This window comes from Mycobacterium sp. AMU20-3851, assembly GCF_043974665.1.
In the GTDB taxonomy this organism is placed as follows: Bacteria; Actinomycetota; Actinomycetes; order Mycobacteriales; family Mycobacteriaceae; genus Mycobacterium.
In genome coordinates, this window is record NZ_CP146371.1 from 1,520,638 (window position 1) to 1,543,644 (window position 23,007).

The 23,007-nt window shown below is 69.1% G+C and carries 26 protein-coding genes and 1 tRNA gene; 13 read left to right on the forward strand and 14 right to left on the reverse strand.

The genetic code is table 11. From position 1 onward, the window contains the following. Positions 1 to 55 precede the first annotated feature (55 nt). Positions 56 to 814, forward strand: coding sequence for an MspA family porin (locus V4U86_RS07405; protein WP_395310617.1), 759 nt, complete (start codon positions 56 to 58; stop codon positions 812 to 814). Here V4U86_RS07405 and V4U86_RS07410 read toward each other — a convergent pair whose 3' ends face one another. The 3 genes from V4U86_RS07410 to V4U86_RS07420 all read right to left on the reverse strand — a co-directional run bounded on the left by V4U86_RS07410 (position 815) and on the right by V4U86_RS07420 (position 5,741). Continuing rightward, positions 815 to 2,230, reverse strand: coding sequence for a neutral zinc metallopeptidase (locus V4U86_RS07410; protein WP_395310618.1), 1,416 nt, complete (start codon positions 2,228 to 2,230; stop codon positions 815 to 817). A gap of 176 nt (positions 2,231 to 2,406) precedes the next feature. Beyond that, positions 2,407 to 4,416, reverse strand: coding sequence for an ATP-dependent DNA helicase (locus V4U86_RS07415; RefSeq protein WP_395310619.1), 2,010 nt, complete (start codon positions 4,414 to 4,416; stop codon positions 2,407 to 2,409). Continuing rightward, positions 4,413 to 5,741 (reverse strand): nicotinate phosphoribosyltransferase, encoded by a 1,329-nt coding sequence (locus V4U86_RS07420; RefSeq protein ID WP_395310620.1) that lies wholly within the window; start codon positions 5,739 to 5,741, stop codon positions 4,413 to 4,415. The genes V4U86_RS07415 and V4U86_RS07420 overlap by 4 nt, the downstream gene beginning before the upstream one ends. Before the next feature lie 102 nt (positions 5,742 to 5,843). Between V4U86_RS07420 and clpS the strand changes: the two genes are divergently transcribed. From clpS to V4U86_RS07475, 11 genes are all read left to right on the forward strand, one after another. Continuing rightward, the gene (gene clpS / locus V4U86_RS07425) at positions 5,844 to 6,158 is read left to right on the forward strand and encodes an ATP-dependent Clp protease adapter ClpS (RefSeq protein WP_395310621.1); all 315 of its coding nucleotides are present in this window, start codon (positions 5,844 to 5,846) and stop codon (positions 6,156 to 6,158) included. Positions 6,159 to 6,162: 4 nt separating this feature from the next. After that, positions 6,163 to 6,744, forward strand: coding sequence for a DUF2017 domain-containing protein (locus tag V4U86_RS07430; protein ID WP_395310622.1), 582 nt, complete (start codon positions 6,163 to 6,165; stop codon positions 6,742 to 6,744). Next, on the forward strand, positions 6,741 to 7,769 hold the full coding sequence (locus tag V4U86_RS07435; RefSeq protein ID WP_395310623.1) for a P1 family peptidase: 1,029 nt from the start codon (positions 6,741 to 6,743) through the stop codon (positions 7,767 to 7,769). The genes V4U86_RS07430 and V4U86_RS07435 overlap by 4 nt, the downstream gene beginning before the upstream one ends. Before the next feature lie 78 nt (positions 7,770 to 7,847). Next, positions 7,848 to 8,231, forward strand: a complete 384-nt coding sequence (locus tag V4U86_RS07440) for a Mov34/MPN/PAD-1 family protein (protein WP_395311951.1) — start codon at positions 7,848 to 7,850, stop codon at positions 8,229 to 8,231. 9 nt (positions 8,232 to 8,240) lie between these two features. Then, complete coding sequence (locus tag V4U86_RS07445; RefSeq protein ID WP_395310624.1) at positions 8,241 to 8,522, forward strand: MoaD/ThiS family protein; 282 nt, start codon at positions 8,241 to 8,243, stop codon at positions 8,520 to 8,522. Positions 8,523 to 8,524: 2 nt separating this feature from the next. Further along, entirely contained in the window at positions 8,525 to 9,493 is a 969-nt protein-coding gene (locus tag V4U86_RS07450) for a cysteine synthase (protein WP_395310625.1), read from the forward strand. 16 nt (positions 9,494 to 9,509) lie between these two features. Further along, a complete protein-coding gene (locus V4U86_RS07455; protein ID WP_395310626.1) occupies positions 9,510 to 10,175 on the forward strand; it encodes a rhomboid family intramembrane serine protease in 666 nt (221 codons plus the stop codon). A gap of 168 nt (positions 10,176 to 10,343) precedes the next feature. Continuing rightward, positions 10,344 to 11,111, forward strand: a complete 768-nt coding sequence (locus V4U86_RS07460; protein ID WP_395310627.1) for a cyclic nucleotide-degrading phosphodiesterase — start codon at positions 10,344 to 10,346, stop codon at positions 11,109 to 11,111. Positions 11,112 to 11,142: 31 nt separating this feature from the next. Beyond that, positions 11,143 to 11,928, forward strand: a complete 786-nt coding sequence (gene rph, locus V4U86_RS07465; RefSeq protein WP_395310628.1) for a ribonuclease PH — start codon at positions 11,143 to 11,145, stop codon at positions 11,926 to 11,928. Beyond that, complete coding sequence (rdgB, locus tag V4U86_RS07470; RefSeq protein WP_395311952.1) at positions 11,925 to 12,533, forward strand: RdgB/HAM1 family non-canonical purine NTP pyrophosphatase; 609 nt, start codon at positions 11,925 to 11,927, stop codon at positions 12,531 to 12,533. The genes rph and rdgB overlap by 4 nt, the downstream gene beginning before the upstream one ends. A gap of 112 nt (positions 12,534 to 12,645) precedes the next feature. Next, positions 12,646 to 14,037 carry an MFS transporter gene (locus V4U86_RS07475; protein WP_395310629.1) on the forward strand — a complete coding sequence of 464 codons (1,392 nt, stop codon included), beginning with the start codon at positions 12,646 to 12,648 and terminating at the stop codon, positions 14,035 to 14,037. A 1-nt stretch (position 14,038) separates the two neighbouring features. Here V4U86_RS07475 and V4U86_RS07480 read toward each other — a convergent pair whose 3' ends face one another. Genes V4U86_RS07480 through V4U86_RS07490 form a run of 3 tightly spaced genes read right to left on the reverse strand, consistent with a single transcriptional unit; the run spans position 14,039 to position 15,559 of the window. Further along, positions 14,039 to 14,410: a DUF3817 domain-containing protein gene (locus tag V4U86_RS07480; protein WP_395310630.1), complete on the reverse strand. Its 372-nt coding sequence runs from the start codon at positions 14,408 to 14,410 to the stop codon at positions 14,039 to 14,041. After that, entirely contained in the window at positions 14,407 to 14,808 is a 402-nt protein-coding gene (locus tag V4U86_RS07485) for a hypothetical protein (protein WP_395310631.1), read from the reverse strand. Before V4U86_RS07485 ends, V4U86_RS07480 begins: the two co-directional genes overlap by 4 nt. 25 nt (positions 14,809 to 14,833) lie before the next feature. Beyond that, positions 14,834 to 15,559: a helix-turn-helix domain-containing protein gene (locus V4U86_RS07490; RefSeq protein WP_395310632.1), complete on the reverse strand. Its 726-nt coding sequence runs from the start codon at positions 15,557 to 15,559 to the stop codon at positions 14,834 to 14,836. Positions 15,560 to 15,645: 86 nt separating this feature from the next. On the opposite strand from V4U86_RS07490, the gene V4U86_RS07495 reads away from it, so the two are divergent. Further along, a tRNA-Leu gene (locus V4U86_RS07495) sits at positions 15,646 to 15,728 on the forward strand. A 24-nt stretch (positions 15,729 to 15,752) separates the two neighbouring features. Here the strand turns inward: V4U86_RS07495 and V4U86_RS07500 are convergent. From V4U86_RS07500 to V4U86_RS07535, 8 genes are read right to left on the reverse strand one after another with little or no spacing between them, the layout of a single operon-like run. After that, the gene (locus V4U86_RS07500) at positions 15,753 to 15,977 is read right to left on the reverse strand and encodes a hypothetical protein (RefSeq protein WP_395310633.1); all 225 of its coding nucleotides are present in this window, start codon (positions 15,975 to 15,977) and stop codon (positions 15,753 to 15,755) included. Between the two features lie 43 nt (positions 15,978 to 16,020). Beyond that, positions 16,021 to 16,644, reverse strand: coding sequence for a DUF4333 domain-containing protein (locus tag V4U86_RS07505; RefSeq protein ID WP_395310634.1), 624 nt, complete (start codon positions 16,642 to 16,644; stop codon positions 16,021 to 16,023). Continuing rightward, positions 16,641 to 18,089: a neutral zinc metallopeptidase gene (locus tag V4U86_RS07510; RefSeq protein WP_395310635.1), complete on the reverse strand. Its 1,449-nt coding sequence runs from the start codon at positions 18,087 to 18,089 to the stop codon at positions 16,641 to 16,643. The genes V4U86_RS07505 and V4U86_RS07510 overlap by 4 nt, the downstream gene beginning before the upstream one ends. Positions 18,090 to 18,135: 46 nt before the next feature. Beyond that, positions 18,136 to 18,651 (reverse strand): DUF4333 domain-containing protein, encoded by a 516-nt coding sequence (locus tag V4U86_RS07515; RefSeq protein ID WP_395310636.1) that lies wholly within the window; start codon positions 18,649 to 18,651, stop codon positions 18,136 to 18,138. A 38-nt stretch (positions 18,652 to 18,689) separates the two neighbouring features. Beyond that, complete coding sequence (locus tag V4U86_RS07520) at positions 18,690 to 19,727, reverse strand: acyl-CoA dehydrogenase family protein (protein ID WP_395310637.1); 1,038 nt, start codon at positions 19,725 to 19,727, stop codon at positions 18,690 to 18,692. After that, positions 19,727 to 20,896, reverse strand: a complete 1,170-nt coding sequence (locus tag V4U86_RS07525; RefSeq protein WP_395310638.1) for an acyl-CoA dehydrogenase family protein — start codon at positions 20,894 to 20,896, stop codon at positions 19,727 to 19,729. The genes V4U86_RS07520 and V4U86_RS07525 overlap by 1 nt, the downstream gene beginning before the upstream one ends. Next, positions 20,893 to 21,813 carry an acyl-CoA dehydrogenase family protein gene (locus V4U86_RS07530; RefSeq protein WP_395310639.1) on the reverse strand — a complete coding sequence of 307 codons (921 nt, stop codon included), beginning with the start codon at positions 21,811 to 21,813 and terminating at the stop codon, positions 20,893 to 20,895. Before V4U86_RS07530 ends, V4U86_RS07525 begins: the two co-directional genes overlap by 4 nt. Then, entirely contained in the window at positions 21,810 to 22,967 is a 1,158-nt protein-coding gene (locus V4U86_RS07535; RefSeq protein ID WP_395310640.1) for an acyl-CoA dehydrogenase family protein, read from the reverse strand. The genes V4U86_RS07530 and V4U86_RS07535 overlap by 4 nt, the downstream gene beginning before the upstream one ends. Between the last annotated feature and the right edge of the window lie 40 nt (positions 22,968 to 23,007).

Genomic DNA, 23,007 nt, shown 5'->3' on the forward strand with positions numbered 1-23,007 from the left:
GGTGCCTACTGAGGGGTTTGCCGTATTACGACCCTTTGCTCTGTTGACCGTGGTGATGACGGCTGCCGTGCTGTGCGTGCCGGTCGCCGCCGCCGACCCGGGTATAGATCCCTCCGAACCCGATGTGGATCCGGTGTTCGCCCCCGCCATCGATCCGGCCGTCGAACCCCCGCTCAGTCCGGTCGTCCAGCCGGTCGCGGCAGCGATGCCGCCGCCGCCCGCCGGGCTGAAACACGGCTCGGTCTTCTCGCCGCCGCCGGTCAGCACCGAAACCCCGGATGGCTGGCGGCTCACCCTGTCGGCGAGCGACGAGACCCAACTCGTCTCGGCGCCGTTGACCACCGCGCTGTCCTCCCGCAGTTACGTCGTGGGCGGCACGTTCAGAGGCAACATCGTCGGTCCGGGGACCGACATCCCCGAGGGCGTTCTCGAGGTCGGCTACCAGATCGGCTGCGGCATCGACATGAGCACCTCCAACGGTGTGACCATCACCGGCACCGCCGGTGCGTCCCCCTCGGTCGGGCTGGCCGGCGTCGACGTCGCCGACCCGGCGCTGGACGGGCTGATACCGGTGCTGACCACACCGGTCACCGGCGGTGTGGCGGTGGGTCTGAAGCCGGGCATCGTCAACATCGTCCCGGTCACCGAAAAGGAGTTCCGGGGAACTGATCCGTGGGTGCTGGTCAGCAATTTCCAGGTCAAGATCGACGGTTGTGTTGGGCAGTCCTTCATCCGCTCGTTCGCCTTCCTGACCCGCTCCACCGACGAATCCGATTCGGTGCTGGCCTATTACGGCGCGACCAAGGTGGTCTGATCAGGGGAAGCGCTTGAAGCAGCGGTCCGGCTCGCCCAGCACGCCGACCCGGAACGCGTCGATGCGGGAGAAACCGGACGGCACCGATTCCCCGTTGACGTCGCTGGCCACCAGACCGTTGAGCAGGATGCCCGAAACCGCTTCGTCGACATCACCGGCGGTGAGCTGGATGGTGTTGCCGTCGGGGGTGCTGACCTCCTGGGACAGCTTCGCGGTGGCGACACCGGTCAGGCAGGCGGTGCGCAGCGCGGCCTGCGCGGTGTCCAGCGCGACCCCGCCACGCTGATGCTGAAGTGACTGCATGTACCGCGACATCAGCACCGAGTAGGCGGTGTTGTCGCCGGTGGTCAGCCCGGTGTCGTCGTCGGATTGCGCGCCGAGCTCTTCCAGCGCCGGCAGATTCACCGCGATGGTGTTGGTGGCCGGACAGAACGTCGCCGCGGCGTCGGAGTCGGCGTCCGGGCAGTCCTGCGGTTCGAAGGTGAGGACGGGCGGATCGGCCGGTTCGAACAGGATGTTCATCGCGTCGATGATGGACCGCACGGAATCCTCGGTGATCAACAGCTCACCGGACTGGTTCTCCGGCAACAGCACCGGCAGATCCCCGCGGCGCTGTTTGATCTCGGCCGGGTCCATCGAGGCGCAGGATGCGGCGCCGTCGGTGAAGCCGAACTGGAACGCCGAGACCCGCTCGAAGGCCGATCCGTGTTCGTCCTCACCGGCCGCCAGATCGCTCTCGCTGAGCAGCGGGTCGCGGAACGCGATCATCGCCGCCAGCAGATTGTTCAACCCGTCACCGGTGGAGAGCGTGAAGCGCGGTGAATTGTCCTCGGCGACCCAGCGCATGTAGACCCCTGCCAGGCAATCGGCCTGCTGCTCGGACACCAGGGTCGGTGTCGACCGGGTGATCAGTCCCGCCTGTTTCTGCACGGCATGGCCGTACTCGTGGGCGAGCACCATCGTGACGGCCATGTCGCCATTGGCATCGCGCAGGGCGGGCAGCAGCACGCCGCGATCCCAGCCAATCGTCTTGTCGTCGTGACAGAACGCGGCATTGACCAGGTTGTAGGTGTCGACACCGCAGAAGACGCCGTCGAAACCATCGGCGTCCCAGGAGATCACGTCGGTCACCGGGGTGAACTCCTCGCCGAAGGTCTCCGGGTAGGCGGTCTCCCAGAATTCCTCGATGTCGCTGACCGAACTGATCGCGAGATGGTCGATCTCACCGCCGTCGGTGTCGGTCACCTCGCGGGTCGGTTCGGCCGCGTCATCGCGCAGGCCGGTGGGCCCATCGGTGGCGGGCAGACCCGCCACCCGGAACGGGTCGGCGAATACCGAGACCGGGGTGCCCGGTAGGGATTGGCCGCAGGAACTGAGCAGCACCGCGATGCAGGCGGCCAGCGCTACTCTCGCCAACTGCCGACTCCGCGGGCTGTTCTCCCGCCGCTTCGCTCGCCCCGGCTTGTTCTCCCGTCGCTTCGCTCGCCCCGGCTGCCTCATGTGCCCCCGCCTTTCGGTGCGCCCGGACGGGCATGCCGCATTCGGCTGTCAGAATAATGAAGATCCGGCCTCGCCGTGCCCGACCGGGCCGGTCAGGCGCCGCGTAGCCGTTTGAGTGCGGCGATCACCCGTTCGGGATCGGTCGTCGCCCAGAACGGCGGCAACGAGGAGCGCAGGTAGCCCCCGTAGCGGGCCGTCGCCATCCGCGAATCGAGCACCGCCACCACGCCACGGTCGTCGACGCGGCGCAGCAGCCGCCCGGCCCCCTGCGACAGCAGCAGCGCGGCATGGTTGGCCGCCACCGCCATGAACCCGTTGCCGCCGCGGGCGGCGATGGCCCGCTGACGCGCGGTCAGCAGCGGGTCGTCAGGGCGGGGGAACGGAATCCGGTCGATCAGCACCAGGGACAGGGTGGGGCCGGGGACGTCGACGCCCTGCCACAGCGACAGCGTGCCGAACAGCGAGGTCTGTTCATCGTCGGCGAACCGCTGCACCAGGGCGGCGGTGGTGTCCTCACCCTGACACAGCACCGGCGTGGACAGCCGTTCGGCCATCACCTCGGCGGTCGCCCGGGCCGCGCGCATCGAGGAGAACAGGCCCAGTGTGCGCCCGCCCGCGGCGTTGATGAGCGCCTCGATCTCGTCGAGCTGGGCGGGCGAGCCGGTGCCGTCGCGGCCGGGCGGCGGCAGATGCTTGGCTACATAGAGGATTCCGGACTTGGCGTGATCGAACGGCGAACCGACGTCCAGGCCGTGCCACTTGGGCGGTGGATCCCCGCCGTTGAGCCCCCACGCGCCGGCCATCGCGTCGAAGTTGCCGCCGATGGTCAGCGTCGCCGAGGTCAACACCGTGGTGCAGTGCTGAAAAAGCCTGGTGCGCAACAATCCTGCGACCGACAGCGGTGCCACCCGCAGGATGGCGCGTCGGGCCCCGCCACGGTTGTTCTCCACCTGATCGAGCCACACCACGTCATGTCTGTCCGGGATCGCGGGCCCGAACGAATCCAGCATGCGCGCCGCGATGTCACCGATCTCGGTCACCGCGGTGACGGCCTCGGTCCGGGCCGCGGCCGCCTGCGGATCCGACGGGGTGGTGTCGATCGCCGAGCGGATGACGAACGCCGCGTCCCGCAACGCGGTCAGATAGGTGGCCAGCTCCTCGTCGAGGTGATCGATCCGCCCCGGCTCGGCATCGAAGATCGCCGCGGACAGATTGGCTCCGGCCGCCTCGAACCGCTCGGCGAGTTCGTCGGCGACCAGTCGTCCCAGCCTGCGTTGTGCCGCCCCGAGCGCGGCCGCGGACAGTTCGCCGGTGGCCACCCCGGTGACCCGGTCGGACAGTTCGTGGGCTTCGTCGACCACCAGCAGGCTGTGCTCGGGCAGCACCGAGGCATCCGCGATGGCGTCGATGGCCAGCAGTGCGTGGTTGGTGACGACCACGTCGGCGGTGCCCGCCTTGGCGCGCGCCTTCTCCGAGAAGCAGTCGGTGCTGAACGGGCACCGGGAGACCCCGATGCATTCGCGGGCCGAGACGCTGACCTGGCCCCAGGACCGGTCCGGCACCCCGGGGACCAGTTCGTCCCGGTCACCGGTCTCGGTATCCGACGACCAGTCGGTCAGCCGTTTCACGTCGCGCCCCAGCGCGGTGGCGGCCACCGCGTCGAACAACTCCTCCTGGGGCAGTTCGTCGGGCTCCGCCGCTCCGTTGTGGATCTTGTTCAGGCACAAGTAGTTTCCGCGCCCCTTCAGCAGCGCGAAGGTCGGGCGCCGGGGCAGGTGCGGGGTCAGTGCGTCGGCCAGCCGGGGCAGATCGCGGTCGACGAGCTGACGTTGCAGGGCGATGGTCGCGGTGGACACCACCACCGGCTCGTTGGCCGCCACCGCCCGCGCGATGGAGGGCACCAGATAGGCCAGCGATTTGCCGGTGCCGGTCCCGGCCTGCACGGCGAGATGGCGGCCGGTCTCGAAGGCCTCGCTGACGGCCTCGGCCATCTGCACCTGTCCCGGACGCTGCGCCCCGCCGAGCGCGGTGACCGCGGAGGCCAACAGGTCGGTGACCGGGTCCGGGCGGGTGGAGCGCCGGGGCGCCGAACTCTTGGTCACGACGGGCCGGCGGAGATGACGCGGGTCGGGATGGCCGGCTCACCCTTGGACAGCTTCAGACCGTCCCAGGGCAGACTGTGCAGCCCGGCCGCGACGCGGGCCCGGGCGTCGTCGAGGTCGGGTCGGTGGACCGGCTCGCCGTCGCGAACCAACGCGACAGACAGTGATTGCGCGCGGTAACCGTTCTCGGCCTGCGGGGGCTGCCCGGCGGGGTACACCACCTCTTCGACCACGGTGCCCGATGGTTTGGCCAGCCGCAGGGCCTGTTTGCTGCCGCCCTGGGAGGCCTTGTGCGCGCTGCGCTTCTGGACCGGGATGCCGTCGACCTCGACGAGCTTGTAGACCATGCCGGCGGTGGGTGCCCCGGACCCGGTGACCAGGGAGGTCCCCACGCCGTAGCTGTCGACGGGTTCGGCGCGCAGCGCGGCGATGGCGAACTCGTCGAGGTCACCGGACACCACGATCCTGGTGTTGCGCGCACCGAGGTCGTCGAGTTGTTTGCGCACCTGCCCGGCCAACACCCCCAGATCTCCCGAATCGATGCGCACGGCCCCCAATTCGGGGCCGGCCACCGCGATGGCGTTGGCCACCCCGGCGGTGATGTCGTAGGTGTCCACCAGCAGGGTGGTGCCGACGCCGAGCGCCTGCACCTGCGCGGCGAACGCGGCGCGTTCGCTCAGATCCCGGGCGGTGGGGTCGTCGGTGCCCTCGGCCGTGGTGTGCAGCAGGGTGAACGCGTGTGCGCTGGTACCCAGGGCAGGCACGCCGTAGCGCTGCTGGGCGGCCAGGTTGGAACTGCCGGCGAACCCGGCGATCCAGGCTGCGCGGGCCGAGGCGACGGCGGCCTCCTCGTGGGTGCGCCGCGAGCCCATCTCGATGATCCGGCGGCCGCGCGCCGCCGAGACCATGCGGGCCGCCGCCGAGGCGATGGCGCTGTCGTGATTGAGGATGGACAGCGCCAGGGTCTCCAGGATGACGCTCTCGGCGAAGGTGCCGCGCACCGTCAGCACCGGTGAGTGCGGGAAGAACAGTTCGCCCTCCGGATAGCCGTCGATATCGCCGCTGAACCGGTAGGCGGACAGGAACGCCAGCGTGTCCGGGTCCAGGAAGCCTGCCACCGAGTCCAGTGCCCGCTCATCGAAGGTGAACTGCGCCAGGGCTTCCAGGAGCCGGCCCGTGCCGGCGACCACTCCGTAGCGGCGGCCCTCGGGCAGCCGGCGGGCGAAGACCTCGAACGTGCACCGCCGGTGCGCCGAACCGTCCTGTAACGCCGCCGCCAGCATGGTTAGCTCGTACTTGTCGGTCAGCAGTGCGGTACCGGTCATCCGATCACCTCGCAAGCGTCGCCCGCGCCCTCGTTCACGGTCTCACCGTATCGGTACCGTTCGGATTCGGGCGCGCGGTGAGGCCCCGGTATCCTGTGCCTCATGGTTACCCCAGCGCGGACAAAGCCGGGTACTCGGGAGGACCACGCGGCCGATGTGGACCGCCGCGAAGACGCCGCCGCCGACACTCCCTGGGTGACGATCGTGTGGGACGATCCGGTCAACCTGATGTCGTACGTGACCTACGTCTTCCAGAAACTGTTCGGGTACTCCGAACCGCATGCCACCAAACTGATGATGCAGGTGCACACCGAGGGCAAGGCCGTCGTCTCGGCCGGCAGCCGGGAGTCGATGGAGGTCGACGTCACCAAGCTGCACTCCGCGGGACTATGGGCCACCATGCAGCAGGACCGCTGATCACGTGCGGAAGTGGAAGCGGATCGACGGTGTCGACGGGCCACGGTTCCGGACCTCGCTGGCGCCGCACGAGGCGGGGCTGCTGCGCAACCTGGTGAGCTCGTTGACCGGCATGCTCGACGACCGCGAATCCGCCGCTCCGGCTGACGAACTCAGCGAGATCACCGGGATCCGCACCGGCCACTCGTCCCCGCCCGAGGACGAGACGATGAAGCGGTTGCTGCCGGATTTCTTCCGGTCGCGGAACGGGCATCCCGCCGGTTCGGCCGCCGCGGACAGTTTGAACAGTGCGCTGCGCAGCCTGCACGAGCCGGCCATCATCGATGCGAAACGCGAAGCCGCGCAACGGCTCTTGGACACACTGCCGGAGAACGGCGGCAAGTTCGAGCTGTCCGAGGACGATGCGCAGGCCTGGGCGTCGGCCGTCAACGACGTGCGCCTGGCGCTCGGGGCGATGCTGGAGATCGGCCCCGAGGGTCTCGACCAGTTGCCGCCCGGGCACCCGATGGCCGGCCACCTCGACGTGTACCAGTGGCTGACCGTGCTGCAGGAGTACCTGGTGCTCAGCCTGATGGGGTCGCGATGAGCTTCGGTTCCATCACCGACGTCGCCGGCATCCGGGTCGGCCACCACCACCGCATCGACGACGACGCCACCCTCGGTTCCGGGTGGGCGTGCGGCAGCACGGTGGTGCTCGCACCCGAGGGCACCGTCGGCGCGGTGGACTGCCGCGGCGGCGCCCCGGGAAGCCGCGAAACCGATCTGCTGGACCCGGCCAACAGCGTGCGGCATGTCGATGCTGTGCTGCTCACCGGTGGCAGCGCCTACGGGCTGGCGGCCGCCGACGGCGTGATGACCTGGCTGGAGGAGCAGGGCCGCGGAGTACAGATGGACGGCGGGGTGGTGCCGATCGTGCCGGGCGCGGTCATCTTCGACCTGCCCGTCGGCGGCTGGGGCTGCCGGCCGACCGCGGAGTTCGGCTATACGGCGGTGCAGGCCGCCGGCACTGATGTGGCGATCGGTTGCGTCGGCGCCGGTGCCGGTGCGCGCGCCGGGGTGCTCAAGGGCGGACTCGGCACCGCCTCGATCAGGTTGGCCGACCTCGGGGTCACCGTCGGGGCCGTCGTCGCGGTGAATTCGGGCGGCAACGTCGTCGACCCCGCGACCGGGCTGCCGTGGATGGCCGACCTGATCAGGCAGTTCGGCCTGACCGCACCGCCGGCCGATCAGATAGCCGAGTTCGCCCGCCTCGACAAGGAGAGCGGCCCGTTGAACACCACCATCGCGGTGGTGGCCACGGACGCCGCGGTGAGCCCGGCGGGTTGTCGCCGCATCGCGGTCGCCGCACAGGACGGGCTGGCGCACAGCATCCGGCCGGCGCACACCCCGGTCGACGGTGACACGGTGTTCGCACTGGCCACCGGCGCGGTGACCCTGCCGACCTCGGAGAAGACCCCGGCGGCGATGTCTCCGGAAACCGCCGCACTGACCGCGATCGGAGCCGCCGCAGCGGACTGTCTGGCCCGCGCGGTCCTCGTCGGAGTGCTGGCCGCGCAGAGCGTCGCCGGAATACCCACCTATCGTGGCCTGTTGCCCGGTGCATTCGCATGATTGCGATCGACCCGAGAAAACCGACCGAGAATATGGAGCCCTGACGTGCTGGTGATTCGCGCCGACCTGGTTGATGCCATGGTCACCCACGCGCGTGCCGACCATCCCGACGAAGCCTGCGGAGTGATCGCTGGACCGGAGGGTTCGGATCGTCCCGAACGCTTCATCCCGATGGTCAACGCGGAGCGCTCGCCGACCTTCTACCGGTTCGACTCCATGGAGCACCTCAAGGTGTGGAAGGCCATGGACGCCGCCGACGAGGTGCCGGTGGTCATCTACCACTCGCATACCGGCACCGAGGCCTACCCGAGCCGCACCGACGTCGCCATCGCCGCGGAACCGGACGCGCACTATGTGCTGGTGTCCACCCGCGATCCCGAGGTGCACGAACTGCGCAGCTACCGCATCGTCGACGGCGTCGTCACCGAAGAACCTGTCAGCATCGTCGAGTACTACAAGTAAGGATTAGCAGTGGCTGTAGAAGTTTCCATTCCGACCATCCTGCGTACCCACACCGGTGGGCAGAAGCGGGTCAGCGCCGCCGGGGACACCCTGGCGGCCGTCATCGCCGACCTGGAATCCAACTATTCCGGGATCTCCGAGCGGCTGGTGGACCCCGACAAGGCGGGCAAGCTGCACCGCTTCGTCAACATCTACGTCAACGACGAGGACGTCCGATTCTCCGGCGGCCTGGAGACGGTGATCGCCGACGGCGACTCCGTCACCATCCTGCCTGCCGTCGCCGGAGGCTAGGAGTGCGTTACGACTCGCTGCTGGAGGCGCTCGGGAACACCCCGCTCGTCGGACTGCAGCGGCTGTCCCCGCGCTGGGACGCCGACGAGAACGGCCCGCACGTCCGGATCTGGGCCAAGCTCGAGGACCGCAACCCGACCGGGTCCATCAAGGACCGGCCGGCGCTGCGGATGATCGAGCAGGCCGAGGCCGACGGGCTGATCAAGCCGGGGGACACCCTGCTCGAGCCGACCAGTGGCAACACCGGTATCTCGCTGGCCATGGCGGCTCTGCTCAAGGGCTACCGGATGATCTGCGTGATGCCGGAGAACACCTCGATCGAGCGGCGTCAGCTGCTGGAACTGTACGGGGCGAAGATCATCTACAGCCCCGCCGAGGGTGGCTCGAACACCGCCGTCGCCACCGCGAAAGAGCTTGCCGCCCAGAATCCTTCGTGGATCATGCTGTACCAGTACGGCAACCCGGCGAACGCCGCAGCGCACTACGAGGGCACCGGCCCCGAACTGCTGGCCGACCTACCCGAGATCACCCACTTCGTCGGCGGTCTCGGCACCACCGGGACCCTGATGGGCACCGGCCGGTTCCTGCGCGAGCACGTCCCCGGCATCCAGATCGTGGCGGCCGAGCCGCGCTACGGCGAGGGTGTGTACGCGCTGCGCAACATCGACGAAGGCTTCGTCCCCGAACTGTATGACCCGGAGATCCTGACCACCCGGTTCTCCGTCGGGGCCTTCGACGCCGTCAAGCGCACCCGTGAACTGGTCGAGGTCGAGGGCATCTTCGCCGGGATCTCCTCCGGGGCCATCCTGCACGCCGCTCTCGGGATGGCGACCAAGGCCGTCAAGGCCGGTGAACGGGCCGATATCGCGTTCACGGTCTGCGATGCGGGCTGGAAGTATCTGTCGACCGGCGCGTACGCCGGTAGCCTCGATGACGCAGAGGATGCGTTGGAAGGCCAGTTGTGGGCCTGAGACCAGGGGACTGGGCATGGCGATGAATCTCCCGGGCACTCCGGAGCAGAAGAACAAGCCGGCCTGGCTGGTCGGCGGCATCACGATCGTCGGCTTCGTGGCGTTGCTCTACGTCATGGAGGCGGTCGACACCGTCATGGGGCACCGGCTCGACCAGGACGGCATCCGCCCGCTGGAGACCGACGGACTGTGGGGCATCCTCTGGGCGCCGCTGCTGCACGGCGGCTGGCCGCATCTGATCGCCAACACCGTTCCGGCGCTCGTGCTGGGCTTCCTGATGACGTTGGCGGGCATGGGCCGGTTCGTCGCCGCCACCGCCATCATCTGGGTGCTCGGCGGGTTCGGCACCTGGCTGATCGGCAACATCGGCGCACACTGCCCCTACGTCGGCGTGCAGTGCACCACCAACCACATCGGCGCCTCCGGGTTGATCTTCGGCTGGCTGACCTACCTCATCGTGTTCGGGTTCTTCACCCGCACGGCCTGGGAGATCATCGTCGGCGTCGTCGTCGCGCTGCTCTACGGCGGCATCCTGCTCGGGGTGCTGCCGGGCACCCCGGGGGTGTCCTGGCAGGGGCATCTGTGCGGTGCGATCGCCGGTTTCATCGCCGCATACGTGTTGTCCGGACCGGAACGCAAGGCGCGCGAGCGACGCCGCACCGGGGCTCCGTCGCGGCTCTGAGTGCTGGTTTGCTGCTGTGGTTCGAACCACGCGGACGGTGCCATTGATAGGTGGGAGACGTACCGTTCCGGTGCTGCTCCGGGTCACGGCGGGGACACAAGATGAAACTTGTCGCCCAATGCGGTGATGCCTTCGCCGCCGTGCTGGGGGGCATGGCAAGCTAGACGTGTGCGAGTCACCGTACTGGGTTGTTCCGGCAGCGTTGTCGGCCCCGATTCGCCCGCGTCCGGATATCTGCTCACCGAACCCGACACCGTTCCGATGGTGCTCGACTTCGGTGGCGGCGTCCTCGGCGCGCTGCAGCGTCATGCCGATCCCGGATCGGTGAACGTGTTGCTCTCGCACCTGCATGCAGACCACTGCCTGGACATGCCGGGCCTGTTCGTCTGGCGCCGGTATCACCCCACCCCGCCCAAGGGCCGTGCCTTGCTGCTCGGCCCGACGCACACCTGGGAGCGACTGGGTGCGGCGTCCTCGCCCGAGGGCGGCGAGGTGGACGACATCTCCGACATCTTCGAGGTGCAGTCCTGGGTCGACGGGCAGTCGCTGCGGTTGGGGGCGCTGACGGTGGAGCCGCGGCTGGTGTGCCATCCCACTGAGTCCTACGGCATGCGCTTCACCGACCGTGACGGCGTCACGTTCGCCTACAGCGGTGACACCGGAATCTGTGACGCGGTGGTCGAATTGGCGCGCGGTGTCGACGTCTTCCTCTGTGAGGCGTCCTGGACGCATTCGCCGGACCGCCCGCCCAACCTGCATCTGTCCGGAACCGAGGCCGGCCAGATCGCCGCCCGCGCCGGGGTCGGGGAGCTGCTGCTGACCCACATCCCGCCGTGGACCTCCCGCGAGGACGTCATCACCGAGGCCAAGGCCGAATTCGACGGTCCGGTGCACGCGGTGGTGTGCGGCGAGACATTCGACGTCACGCGCCACTGAGTCCGGGCCGAGCCCGCGCTAGGGTTGGCGGGTGTCCAGACGAGAAGACGGCCGGCTTGACGACGAGCTGAGGCCAGTGGTCATCACCCGCGGTTTCACCTCCCATCCCGCCGGTTCGGTATTGGTCGAGTTCGGCCAGACCCGGGTCATGTGCACCGCTTCGGTGACCGAGGGCGTCCCGCGCTGGCGGAAGGGCTCCGGGCAGGGCTGGCTGACCGCCGAGTACGCCATGTTGCCCGCGGCGACCCACGAGCGTTCCGGTCGGGAATCGGTCAAGGGCAAGGTCGGCGGCCGCACACAGGAGATCAGCCGGCTGGTCGGGCGTTCCCTGCGGGCCTGCATCGACCTCGGCGCGCTGGGGGAGAACACCATCGCCATCGACTGCGACGTGCTGCAGGCCGACGGTGGCACCCGCACCGCCGCCATCACCGGCGCCTACGTGGCGCTCTCCGATGCCGTCAGTTATCTGGCCGCGGCCGGCCGGCTGTCCGATCCGCGCCCGCTGTCCTGCGCGATCGCGGCGGTGTCGGTCGGCGTCGTCGACGGCCGGGTCCGCGTCGACCTGCCCTACACCGAGGACTCCCGTGCCGAGGTCGACATGAACGTCGTCGCCACCGATACCGGCACCCTGGTCGAAATCCAGGGCACCGGCGAGGGTGCGACGTTCCCGCGCTCGACCCTGGACAAGATGCTCGACCTGGCACTGGCCTCGTGCGAGGAACTGTTCACGATCCAGCGGGCGGCCCTGGAGCTGCCCTACCCGGGTGTGCTGCCCGAGCCGCCGAGCGGTCCGGCGAAGAAGGCGTTCGGAAGCTGACCGAGCTACTGGTTGCCTCGCGCAACGCGAAGAAACTGGCCGAACTGCGTCGGGTGCTCGACGCGGCCGGTCTGACCGGGGTGACGCTGTTGTCGCTGTCCGATGTGGCCGAGTTCGACGAGGCCCCCGAGACCGGCGCGACCTTCGAGGAGAACGCGCTGGCGAAGGCCCGCGACGCGTTTGCGGCCACCGGGGTGCCCGCGGTGGCCGATGATTCGGGGCTGGCCGTCGCGGCGTTGAACGGGATGCCCGGGGTGCTCTCGGCGCGGTGGGCCGGCGCGCACGGCGATGACCGGGCGAACCTGGAACTGCTGCTGGGCCAGTTGCGCGATGTCCCCGACGAGCGGCGTGGTGCGGCGTTCGTCTCGGCGTGCGCCCTGGTCCATGGCCCCGGTGCGGCCGACAGTGTGGTCGTCCGCGGGGAGTGGACGGGTTTGATCGCCCGCGAACCGCGAGGCGAGAACGGGTTCGGCTATGACCCGATCTTCGTGCCCGACGGTTCGACCCGCTCGGCCGCCGAGCTGTCGGCGGCGGAGAAGGACGCGGCCTCACACCGCGGCCGGGCGCTGGCGTTGTTGGTGCCCGCGCTGCGCAACCTTGCCTGACTCGTTTCCGCGCGGGGCCCGGGTGAGCGTCCGAAATTTTGCATAGCGCAACTAACGTGTAATGCTCGCGGCCGTGGTTGCAACCGAGCAGCGGCGGCCCCTGCGGAGGGTCATGTCGGCCCATCCCGGCGTTCTCATCGCCGTGCTGTGCGCTGCCGGCATCAGCGTCTCGCTGATGCAAACCTTGATGATCCCGCTCATCCCGGAACTGCCGAAGCTGCTCGATGCCAGTCCGTCCAATGCGTCCTGGGCGATCACCGTCACGCTGCTGACCGCCGCCGTGGCCACACCGGTCTTCGGCCGGCTCGGTGACCTGTACGGGCCCAAACCCATCCTGATCGTCTGCGCCTCGGTGCTGATCGCCGGATCGCTGGTGGCGGCGCTGAGCAGCAGCCTCATCCCGTTCGTCATCGGTCGCGGCCTGCAAGGTGTGGGCATCCCCATCATCCCGCTGGGCATCAGCGTGCTGCGGGCCTCGGTGCCGCCGGAGCGGGTCGGCAGCGCGATGGGGTTGATGAGTTCCTCACTCGGCGTGGGTGGCGCGCTGGGGTTGCCGCTGTCCGCCGCGATCGCCCAGCAGTTCAGTTGGCACGCGCTGTTCTGGTTCGCCGCCGGACTCGGCGTCGTGCTGCTGGTGCTGTTCGTGGCGCTGGTGCCCGCGGTCCCGGCCAGCTCAACCGACCGGCTCGACCCGTTGGGGGCGTTGCTGCTCGCCGCCGGGCTGATCACGCTGCTCCTCGGCATCACCAAGGGCCGGGACTGGGGCTGGACCTCGGCCACGACGGTGGCGATGTTCGGGGCATCGGTGGTGGTGTTCGCGGTCTTCGTGTTCTGGCAGCTGCGGTTCGACTCCCCGGTGGTGGACCTACGCACCACCGTGCGCCCGCCGGTCCTGCTCACCAACATCGCCTCGATCGGGGTGGGGTTCGCGATGTTCGCACTGACCCTGATCGCGCCCCAGGTGCTGGAGTTGCCCACCGACACCGGCTACGGCCTGGGCATGTCCATGCTCGAGGCGGGCCTGTGGATGGCGCCCGGCGGTCTGGCGATGATGGTGATGGCGCCCATCGCGGCGCGGGTGTCGGGTGCCCGCGGCCCGCGCTTCACGCTCTTCGTCGGCTGCGTCATCATCGCCGGCTCGTATCTGTCGGGGCTGTGGCTGCTCGGCAGTGGCCCGCAGGTCCTCGCGCTGAACGTGCTCATCAGCATCGGGGTGGGCTTCGCCTACGCGTCCATGCCCGCACTGATCAACGCCGCGGTCCCGCTGTCGGAGACCGCGGCCGCCAACGGTCTCAACGCGTTGGCGCGCTCCCTGGGGACCTCGATCTCCAGCGCGGTGCTCGGCGCGATCCTGGCGGCGATGACGATGACGGCCGGTGGGCACGAGGTACCGACCCTGGACGGGTTCCGGGTGGCGCTCATCGTGGCGGCGGCGGTCGCCGCGGTCTCGGCCGTGCTGACGCTGCTGATCCCGGCGGTCCGTCAGCCGAACGAGACGCAGTAGGTCACAGACCGAAGCGCTTCTTGACGTCCTGGGTCTGGAAGTGTTCGACGATGAGTCCCAGCACCGGAACCGTTCCGGAGATCAGGGTGCCGATCGCGCGCCCCAGTGGCCAGCGGACCTTCACCGCGAGGTTCGCGGTGGCGATCAGGTAGGCGAAGTAGACCCAGCCGTGCACGACGGCGATCCAGCTCAGCGAATCGTCGCCGAAGCCGTACTTACGCACCATCTCGTAGCAGAGTGCGATCAGCCACAGGCCGGTCGCCCAGGCCAGCACCCGGTAGCTGGCCAGCGCCTTCTGAATGGATGCCAGCGGCACCAGCGGTGCATCGGTCTGCTGGCTCTCGGCTCCGGTCGGCGTCTCGGGCGTGCTCATCGGGTGGTCCTGTCGTCTGGGTTCTTATCGGGGTCGGATTGGGCCAAGCCGGCGAGGTAGGCGTTGTACTCGCGCAGCGTCGGGTCGTCGTCGTCGCCGCCGGCCGGGGCCGCGGCCTTCGGGCGGTCGGGGAGCAGGCCGTCGGGGATCGCGGTCAGCTTGCCGGCCTCGTTCTGCTCGTATTCGGGCGGCGCTTCTTCGAGGCGGACGAACTTGAAGTACGCGTACACGCAGAACGCGGCGAACATCGGCCACTGCAGGGCGTAGCCGAGGTTCAGGAAGGTGCCCGCGGTCGACTCGTAGCGGGTCCACTGCCACCACGCCAGCAGCAGGCAGCCGCCGGCGGCGACGGCGGCCAGCGCGAACAGCGCTGGTCTCCTACGGCGTGTAGTGGACATGGGTCAACTTTACCGTCTGCCTCGATCAGGCCTTTGGGCCGATGAACTCATCGAGGCGAGCGGTCGCCGCTTTTCGATATACCGCGATCATGTAGCGACTGTTCTGGGTCCATGGGATGCCGAGCGTGTCCAGGCCCGCGCAGAACAGGTTGCGGATATCGGTGGAGTGGTTGGTGAAGTGATAGCGGACGCTGGCGACCCCGCGATCGTTGGCGACCACGCGGCAGCCGTCACTGTGGATGAGGCCGCGGACGAAGTCCTCGGTGGCGGCGTCGACGTGGGCCTGCTGCCACGGTTCCAGGACGATGGGGCGGAGATGCTTGGGGCCGGGCCCGTGTTGCGGGAAGAGACACGGCCAGTGTTTGGAGAAAAGGGACACGTCCACGCAGCCAGTCTTGCGAGGGAACACTGTCGCGCTCTGGCCGAGCATGATCTTGTCGATGGCGGCACAGCAGCTCGCGATGATCCCCGGGTATTTCTTGTCGAGCGTGACCCGGAGCCGCCACGCAGAGCGCGCGCGGCTGATGTAGCCGTCGCCGAGATACATGCCAAGCAGATAGCTGTACGCGTCCGACGGCAGCAGGCTGTAGTCGTGCTTGCTGCAGCTGTCGCGGGGTGTGATCGCGCTGGGGTTGTGCCGCCACTGGCACACGGTGCGCCGGGGGATGTCCGTTCGCCGTGCGATTTCACAGTCGTTCAGCCCACTCTCGATGAGCTGCCGTACGGTTTCGAACTCCTCGACCGAGCGCATCGGGCCTCCCGCTGATTGCGGTCGACGCTAGTTGCTCCCACCGACAACCAAATGCGCGCGGTGAGACGGTAGTCTGAGGCGCGCTTGCGGGCGTGATGGAACGGCAGACATGCCGGCTTTAGGTGCCGGTGCTCGAGAGAGCGTGTGGGTTCGAATCCCACCGCCCGCACCCTTCAGTGTGGCTGAACGGCCGCTAACCCGCGGCCGGCGGCGTCCCCCAGGACTCCACCACGTCACCCAGGTGGCGCAACATCACGTAGCGATAGTCCGCTTCCGACGCCTCGGCGGACCTTTCGGCGTACTCGGCTCGCGCACCGTCCTCGTCACCGGAGTAGACGTCGGTCGGAACCGGCGGCACCCCGTCGGTGGTCGGATCGTCCACCACGCCGATCTGCACCGTCCATGAATCCTCAGCCATGGCGTCTTCGTACCCACCACGGGGCGGAGGTAAGCCTGTTCCGCTACCGGGGGCCGTCGACGGCGAAGGTGCCCTTGTCATCCTGGAACTCGACATAGACCTGACGGATGGCTCCGTCGATCTCCACCGCACAGGTGAAGCTGTCGCCCTTGGCCGCGGACGGATCCTTGCCGCCGTTGCAGCGCAGCGCGCTGATGCTGTTGGCGCCGTACCCGTTGATCGGGTCGGACAGGATCTGCCGGACCCCCTCCTCGGCCTGCTCGACGCGGATGACGGTGGAATCGCGGAAAGCGAACTGCCACACCGCAATTCCGGCATCAATGACGGCGATAGCAATGGCGCCGCCGATGAGCCACCGCCGGCCGTCGGTTCGTTTCGGCGGTGCCCGGTGCGGTGCGGGCGTGCCCGGCGGCAGTTGGTAGCGGTTCGGGTCGATCACCGGCGCCGGGCGCTGCGGTTGCGGCGGACGTGGCGGCAGCGGCGGCTGCGGCGGCGGAACCGGGCGCTGCGTGGGCGGCGGATATCCAGGGTGCGGTGCACGATGTGGTTGCGGCGCAGCAGGATAGGGCTGCCGCGGCGGCGGGCCGGGCTGCGGTCCCGCGCCGGGCGGCGGCGCGCCGCCGGGGCGGGCCCACCACGGCTGCTGTGGATCCGGTGGCCGGGTCATGACGCGAACCGTTGGTAGCACTGCTCCGGGTCGCCGGACAACCCGGCCCGGTACGCCAGAATCCTGGTGAAGCCGGCGGTCGCGGTCACGCCGTTGACGTCGCTCGCCGCCAGACCGTTGGTCAGCAGCCCGGAGATCGCCTCATCGGTGTCGCCTGCCGACAGCGCAAGCGGACTGCCGGGCTCGGCCATCCGGCCCTGCGCGACACCGGTCAGGCAGGCGGTGCGCAGCGCCGTCACCGGGGACTCCAGCGGGAGACCGCGTTCCCGTTGCACGGCAAGGGCGTAACGCGACGTGACCACCGACAGCGCGGTGTTGTCACCTTGCAGCAGCACGCCCTGTTCCTCGGACTTCGGGGTGCCCAGTTCCTGCAGGGCGGGCAGATTGACGTTGATGGTGTTCGTCGCCGGGCAGTACGAGGCGGGCGAGATGGTTTCCGCATCAGGGCAGTTGGCGAGCTCGAGGCTCAGCGCGGGAGGATTCTGGGGCGTGTAGACACCGCCCAGTGTGGTCATCAGGTCCGCGAGCAGCTCAGCGTCGATGGTGCTGTCGCCGAGGGCCGGCGTTCCGTGGGCGTCGTAGGCCAGGAATTGCGGCAGGTCGCCCTGACGCTCCACGATGTCGTCCATGTCGATGGCCGCGCACTGGTCGGCGTTACCGCTGAATCCGATCTGGAAGGCGCTGATCCGGTCCAACGCTGATCCGTGCGCGTCTCCGGTCAGGATGGCTTCCTCCTGAGTCATCAGCGGATCGCGGATGTAGATGGCGCCGGCCAGCACGTGATTGAGTCCGTCCCCGGTGCTCAGCACGAAGCGTGGGGACTTGCCCGCCGCGACCCAGTGCAGGTACACCCCGGCGAAGCAGTCCGCCTGCTGCTCCTTGACCAACACCGGGGTGGCCTTCTCGACCAGGTGCGCTTTGGCCTGAACCGCATGGCCGAACTCGTGTGCCATCACGCCGACGACGCCCATCTCGCCGAAATACTGGGCGGCGCCCGGGATGAACTGTCCGCGGTCCCAGGCCATCACGTCGCCGTCGTAGCAGTAGAAGGCGTTGGACAGGCCGTAGAGATCGTTACCGCACACCCGCGGTGCTGCCGGGTCGGCGGCGTCATACGAGACCACGCCGGTTACCGGAGTGAACGTGCCGGTGAGGGCGCCGTTCCAGTGCTCGGACCAGAACTGCTCCAGATCGTCGATGGCCGTCATGGCCAAACGGTCCACCGGGCCGTTGTCGCTGTGCTCCGCACTGCGGGACGGCGGCGGGGCATCCGGTCGCGGACCGCTGGGCCCGTCGCCGGCCGGCAGGCCACCGGCGCGGGACGGATCGAACAGCATCGACACCGCACGGCCGTCGAGCACGGTGGTACCGCATCCGGCCAGGATCAGTGTTGCGGTGAGCGCGAGGCTGAGCCAGCCGGCGAGGCGTCCGGCCCGTCGGTACATGCCGACAGGCTAACAAGATGCCGCGCCGTGGCCGCAGCCACGAACACTATTGCGGGTGCTCGTCGACGGTGAAGTCGAAGGCCAGGTCGCCACGGTCGACGGTCGTCACGGTCACCCCGTAGGTCTGGCCGCCGTCGTTGAGCACACACCGCAAGGTGGCGCCCACATCTCCCTTGAGGTCGGCCGGACAGGTCACCGAGCCCGGGGCTCGACCGATCCGTCGGGTGATCTCCTCGGTGATCTGTCGGGCGACGGTGTCCTTGCCGATGTTCTGCACGATGAACAGATCCACCTGGTCACCCTCGGTGCTGCCCACCGTGACGCTGACCCGGCGCTGCTCCCGCTGGTCGGTCAGCGTGCAGTCCAGGGTCGCGCCGACCACGGCGGCCAGACCGTCCGGGCAGTTCACCGAAACCGGGCCCGCACCGGACTGTTCGGTGACCTCCTCGGTGATCTGGTCCTGAAGCCGTTCCCTGCTGACGCTCTTGTCGGTCGGCACCGAGCACGACGTCAACGTTGCCGCTGTGAGAAACGCCGACCCCACCGCCGACCATCGAGGCATAGCGTCACCATGGCACATGCCAGCGGTGCCGAGCAGCATTATCGGAAGCGTGCCGCCAGGACGCGTCGGTGCGCGGTCGGTGACCCGAACAGGGACCGGTTCAGGGTGGCCCGTTTGAGGTAGACGTGTACACCGCTCTCCCAGGTGTACCCGATGCCGCCGTGCAATTGCATGGCCTTACCGACCACGGCGACCGCGGTGTCGGTTGCGTACGCCTTGGCCATCGAGGCCGCCACCGACGGGTCCTGTTGGGACTCCGGGCCCGCTGCCACCGCGTCGACAGCGGCGTCCACGAGTTGGCGTGCCACCCGGATCCGGACCAGCATGTCGGCACATGCGTGTTTGACGGCCTGAAACGACCCGATGGGGCGGCCGAACTGATGACGGATCCCGACATAGTCGACGGTGGCGGCGAGCATCGCCTCGGCCAGGCCGAGACTGTCGAGCGCGATGCTCACCGACCCGCGGGCCGGCAGCCACCGGGCCGCGGGGTATGCCCAGATCTGGTCGGGGCGTGCTCCGGCGGCGCTGACGGTGGCCAGGCGGCGGGTGTCATCGAGGGTCGGCCGGGCCGTGACGGTCAGGCCGGGGCCGGCCGGGTTCACATCGGCCAGCACCGGTGCGCCGGTGGTGTCGGTGGCGAGCACCAGCAGCCGGGTCGCCTCGGCGGCGTCGGGTACGAAGTCGGCCGAGCCGGTCAGGTTGCCGTCGGGGCCCACGCTGAATACCGGGTCGGCGCCGACGGTCTCGGTGTGCACCACGGCGACGGGCAGATCGGTACCCGCGGCGGCCGCCGACAGGGCGGCATCGCGACGCTCCCCGGCGGGCACGGCCAGCAGCGCACCGATCCCGAGACTCACGCCGAGGTGGCTGCTGCGGGCTGCGGCGCGGCCGAGTTCCTCTGCCACGACGGCTGTTTCGGCGAACGACACGTGCGCGCCGCCGAAGGACTCGGCGATCTCCAGACCGGGCCAGCCGGCCTGGGCGAGCACCGACCAGTCCGGGTTGCCGGTGGCCAGCAGGTCCCGTGCCACCGAGCGCAGATCCTGGTGTAACTCCGCGAATTCGCTTGTCATTATGTTCCCGCCGGCTCGCGGGGCAGGCCCAGACCGCGCTCACCGATGATGGTGCGCTGGATCTCGCTGGCGCCGCCCGGGATGGTCCACTCCCAGGAGCCGATGAAGTCGAGCACCCAGGCGCCGGACTCCCACCCGCTGGAGATCGGCTTGGCCAGCACCGTATGCCCGGCCAGGCCGCTGATCTCGGCGCCGAAGTCGGTCAGCCGTTGCAGCAGTTCGCTGTAGAACAGTTTCACCACCGATGCATCGGCGGGGGAGTCGGTCCTGCCTTCCACCAGGTCGCGGCACAGTCCGCGCAGCCCGGTGATCTCGATCTCGAACTGCGCCAGCCGATCTGCGACCAGCGCATCGTCGAGCACGCCGGCGCGCGCGCATTCGTCGACCAGCCAGCGGAAACCCGCGTTGCCGAGCCGTTCGGCCAGCTCGAGCATGGTCATTCCGCGTTCGGCGCCCAGCGTCTCCTGGGCGACCTGCCAGCCCTTGTTCTCCGGGCCGACCAGATTGGCCACGGGGACCCGGACGTCGTTGAGGAACACCTCGCAGAAATGGGATTCGCCGGTGGCCTGCCGGATCGGGCGCACCTCGATGCCCGGGCTGGTCATGTCCATCAGGAGATAGGAGATGCCGTGGCGTTTCTTGGCGCCCGGGTCGGTGCGGGCCAGCAATAGGCACCAGTCGGCGTGCAGACCGCCACTGGCCCAGACCTTCTGGCCATTGACCACGAACTCGTCGCCGTCGCGGCGGGCGGTGGTGCGCAGCGCGGCAAGGTCGGACCCGGCCTCGGGTTCGGAGAACCCCTGCACCCAGATCTCGCCGTCCAGGATCGCGGGCAGATGCCGTCGCCGTTGTTCGTCGGTGCCGGCGGCCAGCAGGGTCGACGCGGCATGGTGGATGCCGACGAAGGCCAGCACCAGCCGCGGCGCATCGGCGGCGGCGAGTTCGGAGTACAGCACGATCTGTTCGGCCACCGACATGCCGCCGCCCCACTCGGCGGGCCAGTGCGGCACCGCGAACCCGGCCGCGTGCAGTTCGGCGAACCAGGCCTTCTGGAAGCGGACGTACTCTTCGTCGCCGACGCCGGTCTGCGCGGCGCGCCAGTCGGCGGGCACATGGTCGGCGCACCATTGCCGGACCCGATGCCGGAACTGTTCGAGATCCTCGGTCATGTCGCGTCGCTGTAGAGTCCGGTCAGGCCGCGGGTGCCCAGCAGGTCGGTCAGGTGAGCCCGCGTCGCGGACAGGCCCAGCGGCAGCCGGCGCAGCGGCTGGCTGTACCGCGACAGCCAGGACAGCACCGTCTCGTCGCAGAACCCGACCGCACCGTGCAACTGGTGGGTGACCCGGAAGACCACCTCGGCGGCTTCCAGTGCGGCCAGTCGCAGGGCCAGTGCATCGGCGAGCGCGTCGGGTCCGGTGACGGTGGACAGCGCGTAGCGGGCCAGCATCTCCAGGCCGCTGCGTTCGACCTCGGCGTCGGTGAGCTGGAATTGCACACCCTGGAATCCGGACAGCGGTTGGCCGAACTGCTGGCGCAGCTTGACGTGCGCGATGGTGAGTTCCAGGGCGCGGTCCAGCATGCCGAGCAACGTCCAGCAGGGCAGCACCAGGGCCAGGGCGACGTCCTGGGCGCCCGCCTCGTCGAGGGCGGCCAACTGCAGCGAGGTGACGAAGGCGGTCCGGTCGCCGGAGGTGCCCGTCACCCGGGCTCGGTGTCCGTCCAATGTGACTGTGGCCCAGTGCCCGTCGATGCCGGCGAGGGTGGCGGCCGGTGCCGGGCCGGCGACCACGATGAGTCCGTCGGCATCGAGGTCACTTGCCCGGGAAAGGCGTTCGGCCAGCGGGTAGGGCAGGCCCCAGTAGCCGGCGCTGCGGCACAGGGCGGCGGCCGCCTCGGCTGAGTCGGAATCGGTGCGCGGGTCCAGATCCCAGGCGCCCAGACCGGCGAGCACCGGTGCCACCAGCGACTCCCGTTGCGACGGGTCGGCTTCGGCGCGCTGCAGTAGCGCGTCACCACCGGCCGACTCGAATGCGCGTAGTGCCTGTTCGCCGAATTCCCGGGCCTCCGGGCTCAGGTCGATGTTCACGACGCCGCGAGCAGGGTGCGGGCCAGCAGGATGCGTTGCATCTCGATGCTGCCGGAGGACACCGTCGAGGGCTGCGAGTACCGCCAGTGGTCCTCGACCTCGGCCTGGAACACCTCCGACTTGCCTTCCGGCAGTGCGGCGATGATCTCCATCAGCACCTCCGCGCTGTCCTGGTCGAGCTTGGTGACCGCGATACGGTAGGCGGCCGAATCGGTGGGGCGCACCTGCCCTTCGGCCTGCAGGGCCACCAGTCGGTAGGCCATCAGTCGGGCCCGGCGGCAATGCGTCAACATCCGGGCCCACCGACCGCGCAGTTCGTCGGGCAGCTCGGACCAGTGCTCGCCGAGCGCTTTCGGGGCGAGTTGCAGCAGGCGTTCGCAGCGGGCGTAGCGGGCGATGCCGACCCGCTCGAAGGCCAGCACGCTCTGCACCACGGTCCAGCCGTCGTCGACGGTGCCCAGCACATCCGCGTCGGTCACCCGAAGATCGTCGAAGAACACCTCGTTGAGATGGTGCGGGCCCATCATGGTCTGGATCGGGCGCACGGTGATCGCCGGATCCGACATGGGGACCAGGAAGATGGTCAGGCCGTGTTGTTTTTTGCGAGCCGGATCCTCGCCAATTTTGGAGGTGCGTGCCAGCAGGAAGCACCACTGCGCCATCGTCGCGTACGACGTCCAGATCTTCTGGCCGTTGATCAGCCAACCGTCACCGTCGCGGACCGCCGAGGTGCGCAGCGAGGCGAGGTCGGATCCGGCCTCCGGTTCGGAAAAGCCTTGGCACCAGATCACTTCGCCGCGGGCGATGGGGGGTAGGTGGGTGCGCTGTTGTTCCTCGGTGCCGTGCCGCATGATGATCGGCCCCACCCAGTTGACGCCCATGTACTGCGCACCTCGGGGTTCGTGGTGGGCCCACATCTCCTCGCGCACCACCGTCTGCTCCCAGGGGGAGGAGGCTTGCCCGCCGAACTCCTCCGGCCAGGACATGCACAGCAGTCCGCGTTCGGCGAGCAACCGGCAGAAGGCCTGCGCCACCTCCAGGTCGGCCGGGTCATGGGTGAAGGCGCCCAGGTAATCGTCGGGCACATGCGATTTCACCAGGGTGCGCAGTTGGGTACGCAGGGCGGCGGCATCGGGGCCCATGTCGAAGTCCACGCCGCCGATCGTAGGTCAATCCTTACAAGGATTGCTAGTA

Coding starts and splice junctions, on each gene's coding strand:
- V4U86_RS07405 (WP_395310617.1), top strand. CDS start 56: ATGACGGCTGCCGTGCTGTGCGTGCCGGTCGCCGCCGCCGACCCGGGT.
- V4U86_RS07420 (WP_395310620.1), bottom strand. CDS start 5,741: ATGACCGGTACCGCACTGCTGACCGACAAGTACGAGCTAACCATGCTG.
- clpS (WP_395310621.1), top strand. CDS start 5,844: ATGGTTACCCCAGCGCGGACAAAGCCGGGTACTCGGGAGGACCACGCG.
- V4U86_RS07435 (WP_395310623.1), top strand. CDS start 6,741: ATGAGCTTCGGTTCCATCACCGACGTCGCCGGCATCCGGGTCGGCCAC.
- V4U86_RS07440 (WP_395311951.1), top strand. CDS start 7,848: ATGGTCACCCACGCGCGTGCCGACCATCCCGACGAAGCCTGCGGAGTG.
- V4U86_RS07455 (WP_395310626.1), top strand. CDS start 9,510: ATGGCGATGAATCTCCCGGGCACTCCGGAGCAGAAGAACAAGCCGGCC.
- V4U86_RS07475 (WP_395310629.1), top strand. CDS start 12,646: ATGTCGGCCCATCCCGGCGTTCTCATCGCCGTGCTGTGCGCTGCCGGC.
- V4U86_RS07480 (WP_395310630.1), bottom strand. CDS start 14,410: ATGAGCACGCCCGAGACGCCGACCGGAGCCGAGAGCCAGCAGACCGAT.
- V4U86_RS07485 (WP_395310631.1), bottom strand. CDS start 14,808: ATGTCCACTACACGCCGTAGGAGACCAGCGCTGTTCGCGCTGGCCGCC.
- V4U86_RS07490 (WP_395310632.1), bottom strand. CDS start 15,559: ATGCGCTCGGTCGAGGAGTTCGAAACCGTACGGCAGCTCATCGAGAGT.
- V4U86_RS07500 (WP_395310633.1), bottom strand. CDS start 15,977: ATGGCTGAGGATTCATGGACGGTGCAGATCGGCGTGGTGGACGATCCG.
- V4U86_RS07505 (WP_395310634.1), bottom strand. CDS start 16,644: ATGACCCGGCCACCGGATCCACAGCAGCCGTGGTGGGCCCGCCCCGGC.
- V4U86_RS07510 (WP_395310635.1), bottom strand. CDS start 18,089: ATGTACCGACGGGCCGGACGCCTCGCCGGCTGGCTCAGCCTCGCGCTC.
- V4U86_RS07515 (WP_395310636.1), bottom strand. CDS start 18,651: ATGCCTCGATGGTCGGCGGTGGGGTCGGCGTTTCTCACAGCGGCAACG.
- V4U86_RS07520 (WP_395310637.1), bottom strand. CDS start 19,727: ATGACAAGCGAATTCGCGGAGTTACACCAGGATCTGCGCTCGGTGGCA.
- V4U86_RS07525 (WP_395310638.1), bottom strand. CDS start 20,896: ATGACCGAGGATCTCGAACAGTTCCGGCATCGGGTCCGGCAATGGTGC.